Origin of the sequence: Shinella oryzae (genome assembly GCF_023038235.1) — a bacterium.
Classification (GTDB): Bacteria; Pseudomonadota; Alphaproteobacteria; order Rhizobiales; family Rhizobiaceae; genus Shinella; species Shinella sumterensis.
On the sequence record NZ_CP081988.1, the window covers coordinates 1,721,236 to 1,738,321 of the forward strand.

Sequence of the window (17,086 nt, forward strand, 5' to 3'; positions counted from 1 at the left end):
CCGATTGACCAATGCCATACCTGGCAAGGTAGGGCGCCAGGCGTGCATTTCGACCTGCAGGGATTAAATCTGTAGCTCAAGCTGGTCCGCATCGGCTTCCTCGTCGCCATTGAAGGACGAGAGCGTTACACCGAGCAGGCGGATGGCTTTTGGCGTGGGGAACAACGCCTGGAGGAGCGATTGGCTTATGGCTTCGAGATCCTTTAAGCTGCCGATCGGCGTCAAAGACGTCCTGCTGCGGGTGACGATCTGGAAGTCGGCATATTTGACCTTCAGTGTCACCGTCCGCCCATGGAGGCTCTTTCCATCGCAGTGCCGCCAAACCTTGGCGGCAAGCGGCGAAATTTCCGCGCGCGCGGCGTCGAGATCGAAGATATCGACCGTGAAGGTGTCCTCGGCGCCGACCGACTTGCGTGGTCGATCCGGTTGGACAGGCCGGTTATCGATGCCGCGGGAGATGTTGTGATACCAGGCACCCGACTTGCCGAAATGCTCCTGTAGCCAGGGCAGGGATTTCGCTTTGAGATCCGCACCGGTCAGTATGCCAAGCCTTTCCATCTTCGCGGCGGTCGATGGCCCCACGCCGTGGAATTTCTTAACGGCCAGCGCCTCGACGAAAGCCGGCCCGTTACGGGGGGTAATGACCGCTTGGCCGTTCGGCTTGTTGAGATCCGACGCCATCTTGGCGAGGAACTTGCAGTAGGAGATGCCGGCTGAGGCATTGAGGCCGGTGACGTCTTTGATACGTGCGCGGATCATGGCGGCGATCTCAGTCGCAATCGGAATGTCCTGCTTGTTGCTCGTGACGTCAAGATAGGCCTCGTCAAGTGACAAGGGTTCGATCAGGTCGGTATGCTCCGTGAAAATCTCGCGGATTTGGCCGGACACGGCACGGTAGACGTCGAAGCGCGGCGACACGAAAATCAAGTCGGGGCAGCGGCGTTTGGCCGTCACCGACGGTAGTGCGGATCGCACGCCGTAGGCCCGCGCCTCATAGCTTGCAGCGGCCACGACCCCGCGCGCCGCCGAGCCGCCGACGGCAACCGGCTTTCCCCGCAGCTCGGGATTATCGCGCTGCTCGACAGACGCATAGAAGGCGTCCATGTCGACATGGATGATCTTCCGCGCCTGTTGGGCTGGGTCCACGCTCATCTCACGTCCACATGGAGCGCATACGGGCGCCGACATCGATGCGGATCTGCCTTGCGCTTCGCTCACTGGCCGCGGCCGACACCGTCGGCCAGGTCGTCGTCTCGAAATATTGCAGCAGCGTCGCTGGTATGAAGCGCGTCCGGGAGGCATAGACGTGCCTGTCCCCGTGGGCGTTCTGGCCATGCGTGAAGAAGCGCTGCGGCGTGATCAGGGTAAGGTTGTCGCGCGCTCGCGTCATGCCGACATAAAGCAGCCGGCGCTCCTCTTCGAGTTCGGCGGTCGTGCCCACACCGAGATCGGATGGAATGCAGCCATCGACGACGTTGAGCATGAACACAGCGCGCCACTCCTGTCCCTTGGCCGAATGGATCGTCGAGAGGATCAGGTAATCCTCGTCGAGCAGCGGCACGCCAGCCTGGTCGCTGGTGGCGTCTGGTGGATCAAGGGTCAGTTCGGTCAAGAACCGTTCACGGCTGGCATAGCCGCTGGCGATTTGCTCGAGCTGGACGAGATCTTCCTTTCGGGTATCGGCATCCTCGTGGATGCGGTCGAGATGAGGTTCATACCACATCCGCACCGTGCCGATCTCCGCCGGCCAGCCGGCCTCGGCCTTTCTGAGCGCCGTGACGAGCGTGATGAAGGCGGGCCAGTCATCGCCGGTCTTGGGCGGGGGTGGAACCTCGGCCAGCGACTGCAACGGCTCGGGGTCGGCCGCGATCGTGTCGAGGATCCTACCGGCCGTTTGCGGTCCAATGCCAGGCAGCAGCTTCAGCACACGGAAACCCGCAACGCGGTCGCGTGGGTTCTGCGCAAATCGCATGACCGCCAATATGTCCTTGACGTGCGCGGCGTCGAGAAATTTAAGACCACCGAATTTGACGAAGGGAATGTTTCTCCGTGTGAGCTCGATTTCGAGCGCGCTGCTATGGCTGGAGGTGCGAAACAGCACGGCCTGCTGCTTCAAGGTGAGGCCGATCTCGCGGTTTGCGAGCACCTGCTCGACGATATAGGCGGCTTGGTCGATCTCATCCTTGACCGTGACGAGCATCGGGCGCTGCTCCGACGCGCGGTCGGTCCAGAGGTTTTTCGTATAGCGCTCACGTGCCAGCTCGATGACGGCATTGGCGGCGGCCAGAATGGGCTGGGTCGAGCGATAATTGCGGTCGAGCGTGATGACGTCTGCGGGCTTCGGCGAAAATTCGTGCGGGAAATCGAGGATGTTGCGGATGGTTGCCGCGCGGAAAGAATAGATCGACTGCGCGTCGTCGCCAACGACGGTCAAGCCACGGCCGCCGGGCGCCAGAGACATCAGGATCGACGCTTGGAGGCGGTTTGTATCCTGGTATTCATCGACGAGGATGTGGTCAAATCGATTTCCGACATCCTCGCCTAATTCCGGCTCGGAAACCATCTGCGCCCAATAGAGCAGCAAGTCATCGTAATCCAGGACGTTCTGTGCTTGCTTGGCCTCAACGTAGGCGGCGAAGAGCTGCTTGAGCTCATCTTCCCATTCAAGCACCCAGGGATAGAAGGATTTGAGGACCTCCTTGATCGACACCTGCGAATTGACCACCCGCGAGTAGATCGAGATGCACGTGCCCTTGGTCGGAAACCGGCTTTGCTTAGCGGAAAAGCCCAGTTCATGCCGGACGAGATTTATGAGATCAGCGGAGTCTTCACGGTCATGGATCGTGAAATCGACGCTCAAGCCGATCTGCTCGGCATACATCCGCAACAGCCGCGCGCCGATCCCGTGAAACGTTCCGGCCCAGGCCAAAGCGTCCGTCATAACGGCGGCGTTGTCGCCGAGCACCTGCCGGCAGATGCGCTGCACCCGCCGCGCCATCTCCGACGCCGCGCGCCGCGAAAAGGTCATCAGCAGAATGCGGCGTGGATCGGCGCCGTTGACGATCAGATGCGCGACGCGGTGAGCCAACGTGTTGGTCTTGCCGCTTCCTGCGCCAGCGATAATAAGGAGAGGGCCACCGATTGATTGGTCAGGCGCTCCTACGCCGTGCTCAACCGCATTGCGCTGCCGGTCGTTCAGTTTCTCGAGATAGGCTGCGGTCATCTTGCCGAACAGTCCAATGAAAATCTCCCAGGTCTTTCGTCTCGGCTCAGCAGCTTCCGATTTCGCGCGAACAAAAAAGGAACATAGCAGATCAAGCGCTAGCTGAGAACCCCGGAAAGCAAAACCTGCTCATGATGACGTTGGGTTTCCTTTGAACCAATTTCCGCCCTTTGAAGATCGGGCCATGTCTTGCGCAAGCGCTCTCGCGAGTATGCCGCGGCCGTTCAATGTGACCGCCCCGTCCACAACTCGACCTTCTAATCTTCCAGGTTTTGTTCGGCGCCGGCAACAGCCTGGCCAAAGGCGTTGAGCTCTTCTCGTTGATCTACGTTCAGATATAAATCGCTGATCACCGGTGCGTGAGATCGCCCGTGAGCCCGTCGACTTGTGGAACAGAATCTGATGAGTGGGCGTTTCAGACAGCGCCGAGGTTACAATGTTTTTCGTTCTGGCTTTGACAGTTTCGCTCGCCACGACGCAGCCGACGGTCGATGAGCTGCAATCTGATTTCGATGCAGCGCACCTTTGCCCTGGGACTGTCAATGGCCGTGAAGTCTGGGAGGGTGAAAAGGCATTCTTCATCTCCTCCTATACAAAAGAGGCGGCTCAGTTGGATCCAGGCCTTGCCGGTGCAGATGCGGTCCTTCGTGATGACAACGCGCCTGACGTTATTCTCGAGTTCGAGGCTGCGTGTTCGTCGTAGCTCGAAAGGACTGGCGATTACGCGCCAATCCTCCTGGATAGAACTTCAGTCAAACGCGAACGTTGCCGTCTATCCGAAACGCCGTGTCATGCCGCGGCTAGAATTTGATGGTTTTCGCGCTTTACCGCGCTGCACCAGTCTCGATTGCCGCCCGCGCCGCGGCCGGCGAGATCTCACTCAGCAGTCGGGGATCTAACGGCGATGGAATGATGTATTCGCGCCCGAAAGACAGATCCTTGCCGTGAATATGTTTGACGCTCTCCGGAACGGGCTCGCGTGCAAGAAGCCCCTGCTGGCGCAGAGATCTCGATTATGCTCCTTTTTGGACCCTATCCGGTCCAAGTATAAGCTCCACAAGGCGGACAACGGTACAGCAGATAATCTGTCACCGAAGGCCAGGGTCCGCAGTCCCGCAAAGTCATTCAACCTTACCGTAGCGCACGCTTTGACCTCGATCCCTACGATCATGCCGTCATCGCGTTGCAGGAGGATATCCACCTCGTGCATCTGCTGATCCCGAAAATGATAAGGTGTCACACGCAGGCCTGAAGCGTCCATGAGCTTTAAGACTTCCGCGAACACAAAGCTTTCCACAAGCGCACTTAACGCTCCGCGATCCGCCTTTACCGTCGTAGTTTTCCTTCGTTCGGTTCCAAAGCCATTCTATCGACCGCAACGACATGTCAAGCCCGCGCGGTGTGCTGCGCCCGAAGGCTTCGGGTCTCGACGTGATCGTCCGCCGGTCGATCAGACAATGGCTATCCGGGATGAAAGGTGTTCTCTTGCCTCCGGGTGGGGCGAACAAAAGAATGAGCATCCCTAAGGAGGTGACAAAAGTTTGGCTGATTTCTGCGGCTAAACCGGCCGGAAATGCCTGGTGGATTATCGGGTATAATCGGGTATAATCGGGTATGGAATCGGATATTTGGACGATCCGTTTATGAGGGAACTAAAAATCAATCTACCCCAAGACCTTGTCAAACTCATAGCGGAAATCGATGAGTTTAAGGGCAGATGGGATGCGTTGAAAACGCTCTCTCCCGATCGGCTTGATGCATTGCGCAAAGTCGCGACCGTCGAGAGCGTCGGCTCCTCGACCCGTATCGAAGGAGCGAAGCTTTCCGATGCTCAAGTCGAAGAGCTTCTTTCCAATATACGGATGCAATCTTTCAACACGCGCGACGAGCAGGAAGTCGCGGGCTACGCCGAGGCCATGGACCTGGTTGTTGATTTGCACTGAGAGCTGACCCGGGATTTGCGCCGAGAAGTGACCCGCCTTAGGTATCGTCCGTCGTGGTTGGGGTGGTCAAGTTCCTGCGTTTCTCCTTCGTCGTTTTGGGCTCATGGGCCGAACTGTTTTTGAAGCGGAAGCTGTCGTTGCCGGTTTCGAGGATGTGGCAATGATGTGTGAGGCGGTCGAGCAGCGCGGTGGTCATCTTGGCATCGCCAAACACGCTGGCCCATTCGCTGAAGCTCAGGTTGGTGGTGATGATGACGCTGGTGTGCTCGTAGAGCTTGCTTAGTAGATGGAAGAGCATCGCACCGCCTGAAGCACTGAATGGCAGGTAGCCCAGCTCGTCGAGGATGACGAGATCGGAGTGTGCCAGGCGGTTGGCGATCTGGCCTGCACGACCTTGGGACTTCTCCTGCTCAAGCGCGTTGACCAGTTCCACGGTTGAGAAGAACCGAACCCGCTTGTGATGATGTTCGATGGCCTGGACGCCGATGGCCGTGGCAATATGCGTCTTGCCCGTGCCGGGACCGCCGACCAGGACGATGTTGTTGGCGTCGTCGAGGAAGTCGCAGCGATGAAGCTGACGGACCAGTGCCTCGTTGATCTCGCTGCTGGTGAAGTCGAAGCCGTTCAGATCACGATAGGCTGGAAAGCGTGCCGTCTTGAGCTGGTAGGCCGTCGATCGCACTTCACGTTCCGCGGTCTCAGCCTTGAGGAGCTGCGATAGGATCGGGATGGCAGCCTCGAACGCCGGCGATCCCTGCTCGGTGAGTTCGCCAACGGCCTGGGCCATGCCGTGCATCTTCAGTTGCCGCAGCATGATGACGACAGCGCCGCTTGCCGGATTATGACGCATGGCGAACCTCCGTCTTTCTCAGCGCATCGTAACGTTCGACATTCGCCTTGGGCTCATTGGTGAGCGTCAAGGCCTGAGGCGCGTCGATGGTGGGCGGTGTGAAGGATTTGCCGTCGACGAGGCGATGCAGCAGGTTCAGCACATGCGTCTTGGTCGGAACGCCGGACTTCAGCGCCATGTCCACGGCCGACAACACGGCCTGTTCGTCATGCTGGAGAACAAGGGCCAGGATATCGACCATCTCGCGGTCGCCACCCGGCTTCTTCAGGAGATATTGCTGCAAGGCCCGGAATGCCTCCGGTAGCTCAACGAATGGAGCGCCATTGCGAAGAGCACCGGGCTTGCGCTGCACCACCGCCAGATAGTGCCGCCAGTCGTAAATGGTCTGTCCTGGCCGATCGTGAGAACGGTCGATCACGCGGCGATGCTCGCACACGATCTGCCCCTCCGCTGCGACGACGACACGATCCGGGTAAACCCGCAGGCTCACCGGTCGATTGGCGAAGGATGCCGGGACGCTGTAGCGATTGCGCTCCAGATGGACGAGGCAGGTTGGCGTGACCCGCTTTGTATACTCGACGAAGCCGTCGAACAGGCGGGTAACAGGCATCAGCGCCAGAGCTTCCTCAGCCCAGATGTCAGCAATGGTGCCGCGCATCTGTCCGTGTGGGGTCTTTGCCCAGAACTCCTTGCATCGACGCTCCAGCCAGTCGTTCAGGGCATCCAATGATGGAAACCGTGGAACAGGTTGGAAGAAGCGATGACGCGCATCCTGAACATTCTTCTCGACCTGTCCTTTCTCCCAGCCGGACGCGGGATTGCAGAACTCGGGCTCGAACACATAGTGACTGGCCATTGCCAGGAAACGGACATTGACGTCGCGCTCCTTGCCACGGCCGACCTTGTCGATCGCCGTGCGCATGTTGTCGTAGATACCGCGGCCGGGAATGCCGCCAAACACGCGGAATGCATGATTGTGGGCATCGAACAGCATCTCATGCGTCTGAAGGAGATAGGCCCGAACAATGAAGGCACGGCTATAGCTTAGCTTCGTATGTGCGACCTGCAGCTTGGTGCGCTCGTTGCCGATAATGGCCCAGTCTTCCGACCAGTCGAACTGGAACGCTTCGCCTGGTTCGAAGGCCAGAGGCACGAACGTTCCGCGCCCTGTCGTCTGGAATTCCCTCTGCCGGTCTGACTTCCATTCCCGGGCAAAGGCTGCAACGCGGCAATAGGAGCCGTCGTAACCGAGGCTCACCAGGTCGGCATGAAGTTGCTTCAGGGTGCGCTTCTGCTTGCGGCCCTTCTTCGATTCCGTCTTCAGCCAGGCCGACAGCCGATCCGCGAAAGGATCAAGCTTGCTCGGTCGCTCCGGGACCTTGAACTTCGGCTCCACGCCGTCCAGGCGCAGGTATTTGCGGACGGTGTTCCGGGACAGGCCGCTCCTGCGGCAAATCTCCCGGATCGATAGATGCTCTCGAAAATGCCAGCGTCGTATTACGCTCAGTAACGCCATGTCGATCACTCCAGAGCCCCCGCTGAAACCTCGCGAGGGATGATTGAAACATGGGTCAAATCTCAGTGATAATTTCCCGCAATCCCGGGTCAGCTCTCAGTGCAAATCAACACCGCGTAGTGCGGATCGAGCGTCATCAGCTTCATCTGTGTTCCGACACGAAGATCCTCAGCCTGGGCAATGCCCGCGAGAAGCGCTACCGGGGCAGTTGTGGCGAGCGCGGCGGCGAGCGTGAACGAACGGAATTGGTGCATGGATGCCATTATGGTGTTCCCTCCTGGATGTTTTTCTGGCTACCTGAGACAGGTAAGGGTGTGTGAAACACGCGAATCGCTGTTCACGGAGCAGGGGCGTACTGCTCCGTGACGGGGCGCGTGCGGGTTCGGTCGCTGAAGTGGCGCTTCGGCCTAGGGGCTAACGCGGCAGCGACGTGATGAGGATGGAAAGGTTTCTATTGATGATTGCAGGCAAAGTTCTGCTATTCTCAGAATCAGCCATGATCCGAGCTCCTACCAGCTTGATTGTGGTCAGGCGTCAGCCGATGCTCCAACATCGGGTGACGCCGCCTAAACATGAAGTCAGGCAAATCACCTCTACCAAACAATAATAAGATGATCAATTTGAAATCACATGATGACGGCAAAATCACAGGAGCGCAGATTCGTGCTGCTCGCGCGCTGATCAGATGGAGCGCGAAGGAACTCGCTCTCGCCGCGGGAGTCGGGGTGGCGACGATAAGTCGAGCAGAGGTGGAAGCGGGAAGGACGACGTTAACTGCGGCGAATTTAAAAGCAATCAAGTCGGCACTTGAGAGCGCTGGCGTCGAATTCATCGCTGAGAACGGCGGCGGCGCCGGCGTTCGCTTCAAGAAGCCGTCCTGATCCGTTAGTTCGAGCTCAAACGGCTCCCGGCGGAGTGCGGTGTAGCCCCCGAATTAGGCGTTTGCACAGAGGGTACTCAAGCGTTGGGAAAGTCCCGGGAACCGTCTGGACCATCAGACGGTCATGACTGAGCCGCGGCCGACCGCCGAGCTGAGAAGGCACAGATAGTCGAACCGGACGGGAGGGGCGATGGCTATGACGCAGCGAATCTCTCCGCTATCAACTACGCCGCTATCGACGCACTGCTCAACCGGTCAAGGCTGCAATCAAGAGTTACTAACGGCGAGCCGCGCTAGCGGTGATATGCATGCCGAAAGAGAAACCGTCAGTCTACGATCTCAACTGTGATAAGGAAGCATGGCTCGTCGAAGGGCGCGACTTTTCGAGCTGAACAAGAATATGCCGGCGGCGCTGCAAGCGATATTCGCACATTGACTTTTGGCGCCTCCGAATCGGTATGGAGGAATGCGAACGGCTGGAACTGACGAAAACGACGTCGGACTGAGGACTGGAGGGCGGCGGACATCATTAATGCTGCCGCCGTTGGTCTAGCTGCTGAGGGCGAAACCGCCGGTCCATCCGAGATGGCTTGCAACATGCTCGACTGACCCCGCAGGCCCCGCTTGTTGGAGGTCGACCACGGCTGAGGACGAGGAAGCTCCGGCATGCGCAATTGTGCAGTTGTCTTCAAGATATCTGATAATGCAAGATTATCGGACGTCTTTGTTAGGCGATACCCCGTGCGGTTCCTGAGGAAAAGCGCCGGCTTAAGCGCACGTAAATCTTGGAATTTTCGTATCAGATCCTGCGTATAGGAGGCCCAAGAAACTGTCAGCTGCCAAGCTTGAACGTGTTGTACGAGCTTGAGACAAAAGAAACGGAGCGCCTCACTCGTGCCCTATCTGATTGATATCGTGCGATAATATCGCCCAATCAAGAGGCGGCTTTGGCAGCCATTCCACGGCGTCTGTCATACCAGACTCAAGGCCTGTCGGTGGTAAATTGGCCTTCCAATCGCTTAGAAAGTCCGCGGCAGCAAATTCGCTTTAAATGATTTCGCTTAACGTGCTCATACGCAGCGCCAGACGCTCATACTTAGCGCACCGCGTCGCAACCTAAGATTACTCTTTACTCAACCTAAAGAAAAACACAGGCTCGGGTTATGAAAACATCTCTATGTGCGTTCGTGACACTTTTTACTTTGTGCTTGTGCCCTGTGTCGGGGAAATGCGAGGTAATATACGAACTAAAAACCGGCGCAAGGACCGATCCCGAGAGGTTTGCGCACAGAATGTTCGCGTCACAAACGATCAGTCCCGTCATGCTATACTGCTATGTTGACAGCAAAATTTCAAAAGAATGGACCAAAAATTGCAGAGAGGCACTTGCTCTTATCAACGAATTTTCGAGGAAGACGGGAACCGGTCCTGTTAATCAAAATGACTGGACGACCCTCACCCGCGTTGTGACAAAACTATATAGAATTGTCACGAAGGAGGAATAATAATGTCACTTTCAGGGTTTCTAGCGAGTTAAACGTGGGACCCCTCCACTTCATCAAGCGCTGTTTGCTGGCAGCCGCTTGATACCGCCGATAGTCGGTCGCCCCCGAAATGATCACCCGGCGTACCCAGTCGAGGATTTCCTCCCGCTTGCTGAAGGGCAAGCTGCTGAAATCATCGGGAAGATGCCAAGCAATCCGGCGCCGCTCCGCCGGGGTGATGTCGCTCAGGTCGTGGCCGTGCAGGGAGCGGGCCTGGTGCGGGAGCTTTGCCTTGAAGTATCCCGCCGGCAGACGGTATCGCCGTTCAATGCGGGCGAGGATGTCGTAGTTGGCGACGGACCGCGGCACCCGCTCGCCCTGGATCCAAGACAACAAGGTCTTGTCGTCAAACGTCTCGCCTAGGCGGACAACGGCGCGATAGAGCTGCCAGTAGCTCTCGCCGAAACGGCGCATCTGATACACCAGAGCATCCTGAAATGCAGCGGGGTCGGTGCTCGCCTCGAACAATGGCTCCTGAAACGGCGAGATGTGTTTCGGCTCTGGTCCTCGTTCCACGAAAGCAGGTTGAGCGCGAAGGGCATCATCGCCAACCTGCGCCTTTCTGGTCGCGGGCGCGGCTTCCCCGGCTTCCTGCTGGTCGGGTCCGCGGGATCGGAGAGTCCGTCTTGAACAGACGTCGTCCACAACGGGTCGGGCACCAAGCCATCGCATGATCGCATCCAGGGCGATGCAGATCTGCTTCTTGAGGTCTCCGGTCAGTTCTTTACCGAGGCGGCAAGCGTGTGCGATCTCTGTCCAGTCGAAACGACCATTCAGAAGGGGAGGGATCATACGGTGCGCGATGAGTTTGGCGAGATAAGCCTCGATGGTGTTCGTCGAACGCTTCGAGGCAATTGGCGCGATGCGCAGTTCGCAGAATTTCGAGATCTTGCGCTGAAATTGACGTGATGAAAGGTCTGGTTTGGACATGCTCGCATTCCCGTTCGCTTGACATCAATGCCGAGGGCGAGCGGAAATAGGGGGTGACATTTAACAAAAAATGTACCGCAGCCGGCGCGATGAAAAGGGCGACATCGCTATGGAACGACATATCAGCCCCGGGACGAACAGCCCCGTCGCATGCGTCTCGGAGCGCAGAGGTAGCATTCTCTGCAGTATTAGTTCCGAGGAGGAATGAGAAAATTGATGTGGTTCGTAAAGAATCTTGAAGATTAAAATATACAACCGGGTGGCAAAGTTTTATTTCTCTATTTATAAGCCTAGGAGGCGTATTGTAACTATCGATAAGCAGTAGTTATCGATGGTAGAAAGCCCGCCTGTGAAGCATACCCAGTTAGGAACCCTAACTTATAGATAGAGTTCCTTTAGCAAATCGTTTACCATGATTTCAATGTCTTACGATGTCACAAAATTGCCCATCCAGAGCCTGCTCAAGCCTGTTTCCGAGGCTGGAACCGCGCTCACCCGTCTCGACGAGCGTGTTTTGCGCTCGGAGGTGGGAAGCGGCTTCCTCGAACGCCAAAATTTCGCCGATGCCTGCGCTTCCCTCTGGATCGACGGAGAGCTCGTCCACCTCGAGGACCTCGTCCTGCACGATGCCAGCCACGACATCCGCACCCCGACCCACGAACTGACCATCGCCCGCGACGTCCTGCGCACCCGCCGGCGGATCGCGGCGCAGCCACCTGGCTGGGCGCTCAGTCCGGACGGCCTCCGCAGCCTGCGCGGGCACAATGTTGTTGCCAGCGCGCCTGCACCATCTATCGGCGGCGGCGCCGCCGAGAGCGAAGCCGCCGAGGCGCATTCCGATGCGCTCGAAGAAGGGGAGGGGGCGCAAATCGATGACGGCGCCAGCGCACTCGACGCCCAGCTCGCCGCTATCGATGCGGTGCTGGCACGTTCGGAGGCCGTGTTGAAGAGGGCGGCCGCGCCGACCCTAACAGCCCGAGATCGCGATCCACTCGTCTATGATCTCGACTGGGACGAGGACGCGCGGCTGGAGGAATGGCGCGCTGTTCTGCGCCAGGCCGAAAATCTGCCGTCGGTGCTGCAGGCGATTGTCGCCCTCGATGCCTGGAACACCCTCGAGGTGCTGCAACACGCGCCCTGGCTCGGCCGGCACCTCGCTGCCTCGATCCTGCGCCAGGCCGGCGTCACCACCGGCGCCCATCTCGCCGCCATCAATCTCGGCCTGAAAACCATCCCCGTCGATCGGCGCCGGCATCGCAGCCGCGACGTTCGGTTGCTGGCCATTGCCGACGGGCTGATCGCGGCCGCCGAGATCGGGCTGAAAGAGCATGACCGGCTGGCGCTCGCGCGAAAAATGATGGAGCGCAAATTGTCGGGAAGGCGAACATCCTCAAAACTGCCGGCGCTCGTGGACCTCGTCATGGCCACACCGCTCGTTCATGCCGGGACGGTCACCAAAGCGCTCGGCGTCACACCGCAGGCGGCGCGGCGGATCGTGACGGAGCTGGGCCTGCGCGAGATGACCGGGAGGGGGAGGTTTCGGGCGTGGGGAGTCATGTGAAATTTGAAGTGCTCGATCATTCGTTTCGGTAGAATTCGCTCCGGCGCTCAGCAGGTTGCAATTTGTGCAACCGAGGAATAGTGCGGGCAAGGGATCTTCAATCTCAAAAATTGGGCTAGCGGAAACTTGGTGAGGGGAGAATACCTTGCTCGATTACCTCAAAGCAGGGCTGAACGTCACGCTGATCGTGGGTGAGAACGGCGCGGGGAAAAGCCGCCTTCTCCGCGAAATAGCGATCAGGGAGCGCTGGCAGCGAAAAGTGTTTGCGATAAGCAATACCGTCTATGATCGCTTCGTAAATCTGCGTGGAATCGAGCGGATCTCAGCGAATTCCGGTAGAAATCTCCCTCAGAGGATTTTGAAGCGAGCCATCGTCAACGCGATGAGCGAGGGACCAATCCGACTTCGTGCCTTGTCTGAAACTTTGAGGTATTGCGGATACGACCCAAGGATCGGCCTTAAAGTTGTCTTCAGAGCAGCAAAAGTCTCAGATGATGGAGAAACGCAAATAGCCGTGACACCAGAGCAAATCCTGTCGGTTATCAGGGCTGACATCACCTTCACCTTGGACGATAATCTCTCGATAGACGACTTGGGCTACTTGCTGCCGCTTTTGATGAACACCGATAACCTTGGGAGTGACGGTCTCTGGTGGCTGGACTTCGGTGATTCCTATAGCCTATCGAGAAGTAATCAGGCTGCGCAGATTCTTGCGTGGGAACCGCACCTGCGATCTGCAGGCTATCTGGTTCGTGTCGAATTGTTTCTCTCAAAGAAGGAGTGGGGTACCATCCCGATTCATGAAGCCAGCTCTGGCCAGCTAACGCTTATCGCTTGCTTGGCGTTTCTGAATGCTTCAGTCACTGACGAAGCGATCGTCTTGATCGACGAGCCCGAGAATAGCCTTCATCCACGATGGCAGCGCGAGTACGTCGAGCGGCTCCTTGTGGTTTTGTCCTATCGACAACCGAATATTGTCATCGCGACGCATGCACCCATCATCGTTTCCGGGGCGCAGTTGCTCGATGACGTGAGCGCCGAAGTGCTCCGCCTTACGAGCAGCGGCCTGACCGACGTGACCCCGAGCCTTCGACCGGGTGAGAAGGCAAGTCTGGAGGAAACGCTGTTCGAATCGTTTGGCACCGTCACGCCAGCGAACAGGTTCGTCAGCGAAAGCCTTTCTCGTGAATTCTCGAAGTTAAGGGCAGGGACTACTACAGCTGTCGAAGTCGCAGCGCTGGTCGATCTTCTCCGTGACGGCAGTTTCGACCCGCAGCAGATGTCTTTCCTAGACCGTGTCGTAGAGTTGGCGAGAACCGTCGAGGCCGACCGCAACAACTTTGGGGTCGATGGTGCCTGACGCTTATTTACCCGCGCTCACCGACCTTGAACTGAGTGACGACGAAGTATCTGCGATCGAGACAGCGCTACAGCACACCGACCCATGGGCGCATGAGGATGCCGCGCTAACTGCGGTTCGCGCTCATCTCGAGAGCGCGAAACAGAAACTCATTGAACACCATATGGCTCGGCACAAGGAGACGTGCTGCTATTGTCGCACTTTGATGGGCGGAGGTGGTCGATTTGTACGAGACCGCGAACATATCTTGCCTAAGGGGCGATATCGAACGCTGAGCTATCACTCGAGCAACCTCTCCGCATCATGCAAACGCTGTAATATGGAGTACAAAGGCGAGAAGATCAGCTTCGTGGTTGACCCTGACACCGTCCTCGACGACCATGAAAACCCGGATCGATATCTTATTATCCATCCAAACTTCGATCGCTACGAGAGCCACATTAGGCGGCGGTCGGTCCAGGATGGCTTGAGTTATATCGTCTCATACGCCTTGCGACCCGACGATGCGAAGGCACAATACACCTTCGAATTTTTCGGTTTGGCAAAACTCGAAAAGGAATCTTTCGATGAGGCGCAGGGTCTTTTCTGGTCATCGGAGGCCGATGATAGCCTCGAGGGCGCGTTTCCGGACCGGATTTGATACCGCCCCGCCTTTGACATTTCGAAAATCAGCATGACAGCGCTGATGCGGCCGGCTTTAGACGCCGGTATCGCACTCACGCGTCTGGACGAGCGCATCGCCCGTTCACCGGTCGGGCAGGGTTGGATTGAACGGACCCACTTTGCCGACGCCTGCGCGTCGCTCTGGATTGAGGGTGAACTCGTTCATCTCGAGGGCCTGTGTCGAATTTGCGCAGAAACGCAGCTTGAAGATCACTGTCTGGGAGCAGTTCGCGGCCGTGGCCATTCTGTTTCGCCTCCCACAATCGCGCGTTGAGGGGGGAGGAATCGTTCGCGTCTCGAGTTACCCTGGGACCAAATCGAGGCCGCTAATTGGGTGCCGGTTTCACAAGTGGAGCCGGCGGGGTTGACGTGGGATTTATCACGACCGGAAGCTCGCCTACCAAAAGCATCGAGCTTTCTCCTTTCTTTGATGATCGCAACTGGTGAACGCTTGACCGCAGGTCCCCCGCCAATTGGGAGACAGACCGTCGTGGACCCTCGGTTCGCATTCTCTTGAAATGCGCCCAGGAACACCACACGGCTTGCTGGTCGTGATTGTCAAAGCCGGTGATGCGGGCATGATAGCGGCCGAGCACGAAAAGATGGACCGTGGGCGACTTCGGGCTTTGGAAGCCAAGCCTGCCAACCAGCTCGCCGACGCCATTTTGCGTGAGCCACGAAAGCACGACATCAATCCAGCGATTGCTCTCATTCACTAGATTCTGGCCCGTACTCCGCCGGACGCGATTGTCCAGGCTGACCGGTTGCTGCCATTTGAGCTGGAAAATCGCGAGCTCGTTGGTTTTGGTGTCGAGGGTCGCGAAGTCGATGTCGGTGGCTACCTTGCCATCGAGGCGGAGTTTCAGGTTGCCGGTATTTCGCTGCCACCGCGGACCTGCGTAGAGTTGCTCGAGTTCGCCAACCCATCTGGCTTCCCGATTGTTGGCAATACGGAACCAGTCACTCTCGTACCGCGCGCGCAAGTCCGTGAGAAGAAATTGAAACGGGTTTATATCAAGCCCATAGACTGGAAGGATGAATGTTTCCGAGGAAGCTTGGACGACAGGTGCCCACGCCGCTTCACTTCTTGATGTGTGGACATCCAAGTTTTCGCCCGACAAAATCAGGGAGTCGAGGATCTCGCTAATCTCTCTTGTATCAGCGTCCATGTAGGCCGAGACAGATTCAATAAAGTATGTGCGGTTTGCGTAAGTCGTGAGCAGGTTTCGCATATCCGCCGATCGACTGCGGGCTCGCAGCATCGCAGCGAATGCTATATGTTTTTGCGACCGCGCCGAGAGTGCCTCGAGCACTGAAACATATCTCGAGAAAGGGCGCCCTCCGATGACATCGTCGGGTCCGACAAGATCCTGACTCTGCATGCGCTTCAGGTAAAGGCGTGCCCATTCAGAGAAATAATCATCGATGTCTTTCGTCGTCGAATACGAGACCTTCCAGCCCCCGACCAGTTCGACGCAACGCTCCATGTGGCGTGCCATCTTCCGATGGCGTTGCTCCAGCCTTCGTTCATGACCGCGATTGTTCCATGTAGCGACACTGCTTGCCCATTGTAGACCGTTCCAACCGATTTCCTCGTCGAAATACGAGGGTGCGTGGTCGCTGAGGATCAAGACGTCCGTGTCCGCATCATCATCTGGACGTGAGTGACGACGCAACTCTCCTTTTATAATTCCTTCGCGTAGCCATGCTTCGTAGCGTTCCCCGATCTCCAGCATCGCGCACTCAAAAAGCAGATCGTCGCACTTCTCTTGATTGGCTTGCCTCGATGGAAAATCCTTGAAAGGCTGCGCTTGTAGCGTGGGAGGCAAAACACTTCGAAGTGCCTTGTTGACCCCCCAGGTCGACAGCTTGCGATAGTGATCCTCTTCGGCGGCAAGTTTTCTTGACGGTTCCATCAGGTTCGTCATGAAGAGATCGTCGAGGGCTCTTAGAACTTCGTAGGTGATGACCTCGGACTGACGGGCATAGGGCTGGACTTTCGAGCGTTGATCGTCGAGGGCCGCACGAAGCGCGTAGAGCGCTTCGCTGCCTTGCTCGGAATTTGCCACTGCCAGGTTTCTCCCCAATCTTGAGATTCCGTGGACACCCCCCCTTCACGGCCGGAAATCCGATTGCGGAAAAGGGTGCTGGAGCTTGCGTCGAATGTCGACCCTATTTCGATTTTGCGGCCAAGCGCATCCGCAAGTCTTGGCTCAAGACGCCAGCCGTCGACAAGGCCTTTGCAGGGGTGTCGACGTCGCACTCCCAAACTGTGATGACGTGCCATCCGTCTTCCTCGAGCTGCTTCTGAACCCGCTTGTCGCGGTCCACGTTTCGATTGAACTTCTCGACCCAGAACTCAGTGTTCGACTTTGGCATCGTAGCGACCTTGCATCCGGGATGGCGATGCCAAAAGCAGCCATGGACGAATATGACGCAGCGGTACTTGGCCAGCACCAAGTCAGGCTTGCCCGGCAAGCCGGTCTTATGCACGCGAAATCGAAAGCCAAGGCCATGGAGGGCCTTGCGAAGGGCGATCTCGGGCTTCGTGTCCCGTGATCGGATCCGCGACATTCGTTCCGAACGCTGCGCGGGCGTCAGCGTGTCTACCATGGC

The 17,086-nt window shown here is 57.6% G+C and carries 12 protein-coding genes and 4 pseudogenes; 7 read left to right on the top strand and 9 right to left on the bottom strand.

All coding sequences use genetic code 11. The annotated features are described in order from the left end of the window. Positions 1–63: 63 nt before the first annotated feature. The gene (gene dinB / locus K6301_RS24220; protein ID WP_247222513.1) at positions 64–1,152 is read right to left on the bottom strand and encodes a DNA polymerase IV; all 1,089 of its coding nucleotides are present in this window, start codon (positions 1,150–1,152) and stop codon (positions 64–66) included. 1 nt (position 1,153) lies between these two features. Beyond that, a complete protein-coding gene (locus K6301_RS24225; protein WP_247221384.1) occupies positions 1,154–3,223 on the bottom strand; it encodes an ATP-dependent helicase in 2,070 nt (689 codons plus the stop codon). A 436-nt stretch (positions 3,224–3,659) separates the two neighbouring features. Between K6301_RS24225 and K6301_RS24230 the strand changes: the two genes are divergently transcribed. After that, a complete protein-coding gene (locus K6301_RS24230) occupies positions 3,660–3,926 on the top strand; it encodes a hypothetical protein (RefSeq protein ID WP_247221385.1) in 267 nt (88 codons plus the stop codon). Positions 3,927–4,274: 348 nt separating this feature from the next. Here the strand turns inward: K6301_RS24230 and K6301_RS24235 are convergent. Next, positions 4,275–4,553, bottom strand: a pseudogene (locus K6301_RS24235) (DUF4143 domain-containing protein); the annotation flags it as partial. Between the two features lie 313 nt (positions 4,554–4,866). Here K6301_RS24235 and K6301_RS24240 point away from each other — a divergent pair. Further along, positions 4,867–5,151: pseudogene (locus K6301_RS24240) on the top strand (Fic family protein); the annotation flags it as partial. A gap of 52 nt (positions 5,152–5,203) precedes the next feature. On the opposite strand, the gene istB reads toward K6301_RS24240, so the two are convergent. The 3 genes from istB to K6301_RS24255 all read right to left on the bottom strand — a co-directional run bounded on the left by istB (position 5,204) and on the right by K6301_RS24255 (position 7,795). Beyond that, positions 5,204–6,016: an IS21-like element helper ATPase IstB gene (gene istB, locus K6301_RS24245; protein ID WP_220360291.1), complete on the bottom strand. Its 813-nt coding sequence runs from the start codon at positions 6,014–6,016 to the stop codon at positions 5,204–5,206. Further along, the gene (gene istA / locus K6301_RS24250) at positions 6,006–7,532 is read right to left on the bottom strand and encodes an IS21 family transposase (RefSeq protein ID WP_220360292.1); all 1,527 of its coding nucleotides are present in this window, start codon (positions 7,530–7,532) and stop codon (positions 6,006–6,008) included. Before istA ends, istB begins: the two co-directional genes overlap by 11 nt. A gap of 89 nt (positions 7,533–7,621) precedes the next feature. Further along, a complete protein-coding gene (locus K6301_RS24255; protein WP_247221386.1) occupies positions 7,622–7,795 on the bottom strand; it encodes a hypothetical protein in 174 nt (57 codons plus the stop codon). 348 nt (positions 7,796–8,143) lie between these two features. Here K6301_RS24255 and K6301_RS24260 point away from each other — a divergent pair, with 348 nt between their 5' ends. Continuing rightward, positions 8,144–8,413 carry a helix-turn-helix domain-containing protein gene (locus tag K6301_RS24260; protein WP_247221387.1) on the top strand — a complete coding sequence of 90 codons (270 nt, stop codon included), beginning with the start codon at positions 8,144–8,146 and terminating at the stop codon, positions 8,411–8,413. A gap of 1,534 nt (positions 8,414–9,947) precedes the next feature. On the opposite strand, the pseudogene K6301_RS24265 reads toward K6301_RS24260, so the two are convergent. Then, positions 9,948–10,886 (bottom strand): annotated as a pseudogene (locus tag K6301_RS24265) (hypothetical protein); the annotation flags it as partial. A 412-nt stretch (positions 10,887–11,298) separates the two neighbouring features. Here K6301_RS24265 and K6301_RS24270 point away from each other — a divergent pair. The 4 genes and pseudogenes from K6301_RS24270 to K6301_RS25140 form a co-directional block, all read left to right on the top strand. After that, positions 11,299–12,447, top strand: coding sequence for an RHE_PE00001 family protein (locus K6301_RS24270; protein ID WP_247221388.1), 1,149 nt, complete (start codon positions 11,299–11,301; stop codon positions 12,445–12,447). 145 nt (positions 12,448–12,592) lie between these two features. Further along, positions 12,593–13,807 carry an AAA family ATPase gene (locus K6301_RS24275; RefSeq protein ID WP_247221389.1) on the top strand — a complete coding sequence of 405 codons (1,215 nt, stop codon included), beginning with the start codon at positions 12,593–12,595 and terminating at the stop codon, positions 13,805–13,807. Then, on the top strand, positions 13,800–14,447 hold the full coding sequence (locus K6301_RS24280) for an HNH endonuclease (protein WP_247221390.1): 648 nt from the start codon (positions 13,800–13,802) through the stop codon (positions 14,445–14,447). The genes K6301_RS24275 and K6301_RS24280 overlap by 8 nt, the downstream gene beginning before the upstream one ends. Positions 14,448–14,480: 33 nt before the next feature. Continuing rightward, positions 14,481–14,648 (top strand): annotated as a pseudogene (locus K6301_RS25140) (RHE_PE00001 family protein); the annotation flags it as partial. 148 nt (positions 14,649–14,796) lie between these two features. Here K6301_RS25140 and K6301_RS24290 read toward each other — a convergent pair. Continuing rightward, positions 14,797–16,539, bottom strand: coding sequence for a hypothetical protein (locus tag K6301_RS24290; protein ID WP_247221391.1), 1,743 nt, complete (start codon positions 16,537–16,539; stop codon positions 14,797–14,799). A 103-nt stretch (positions 16,540–16,642) separates the two neighbouring features. After that, positions 16,643–17,083: a very short patch repair endonuclease gene (locus tag K6301_RS24295; protein WP_247221393.1), complete on the bottom strand. Its 441-nt coding sequence runs from the start codon at positions 17,081–17,083 to the stop codon at positions 16,643–16,645. Positions 17,084–17,086 lie beyond the last annotated feature (3 nt).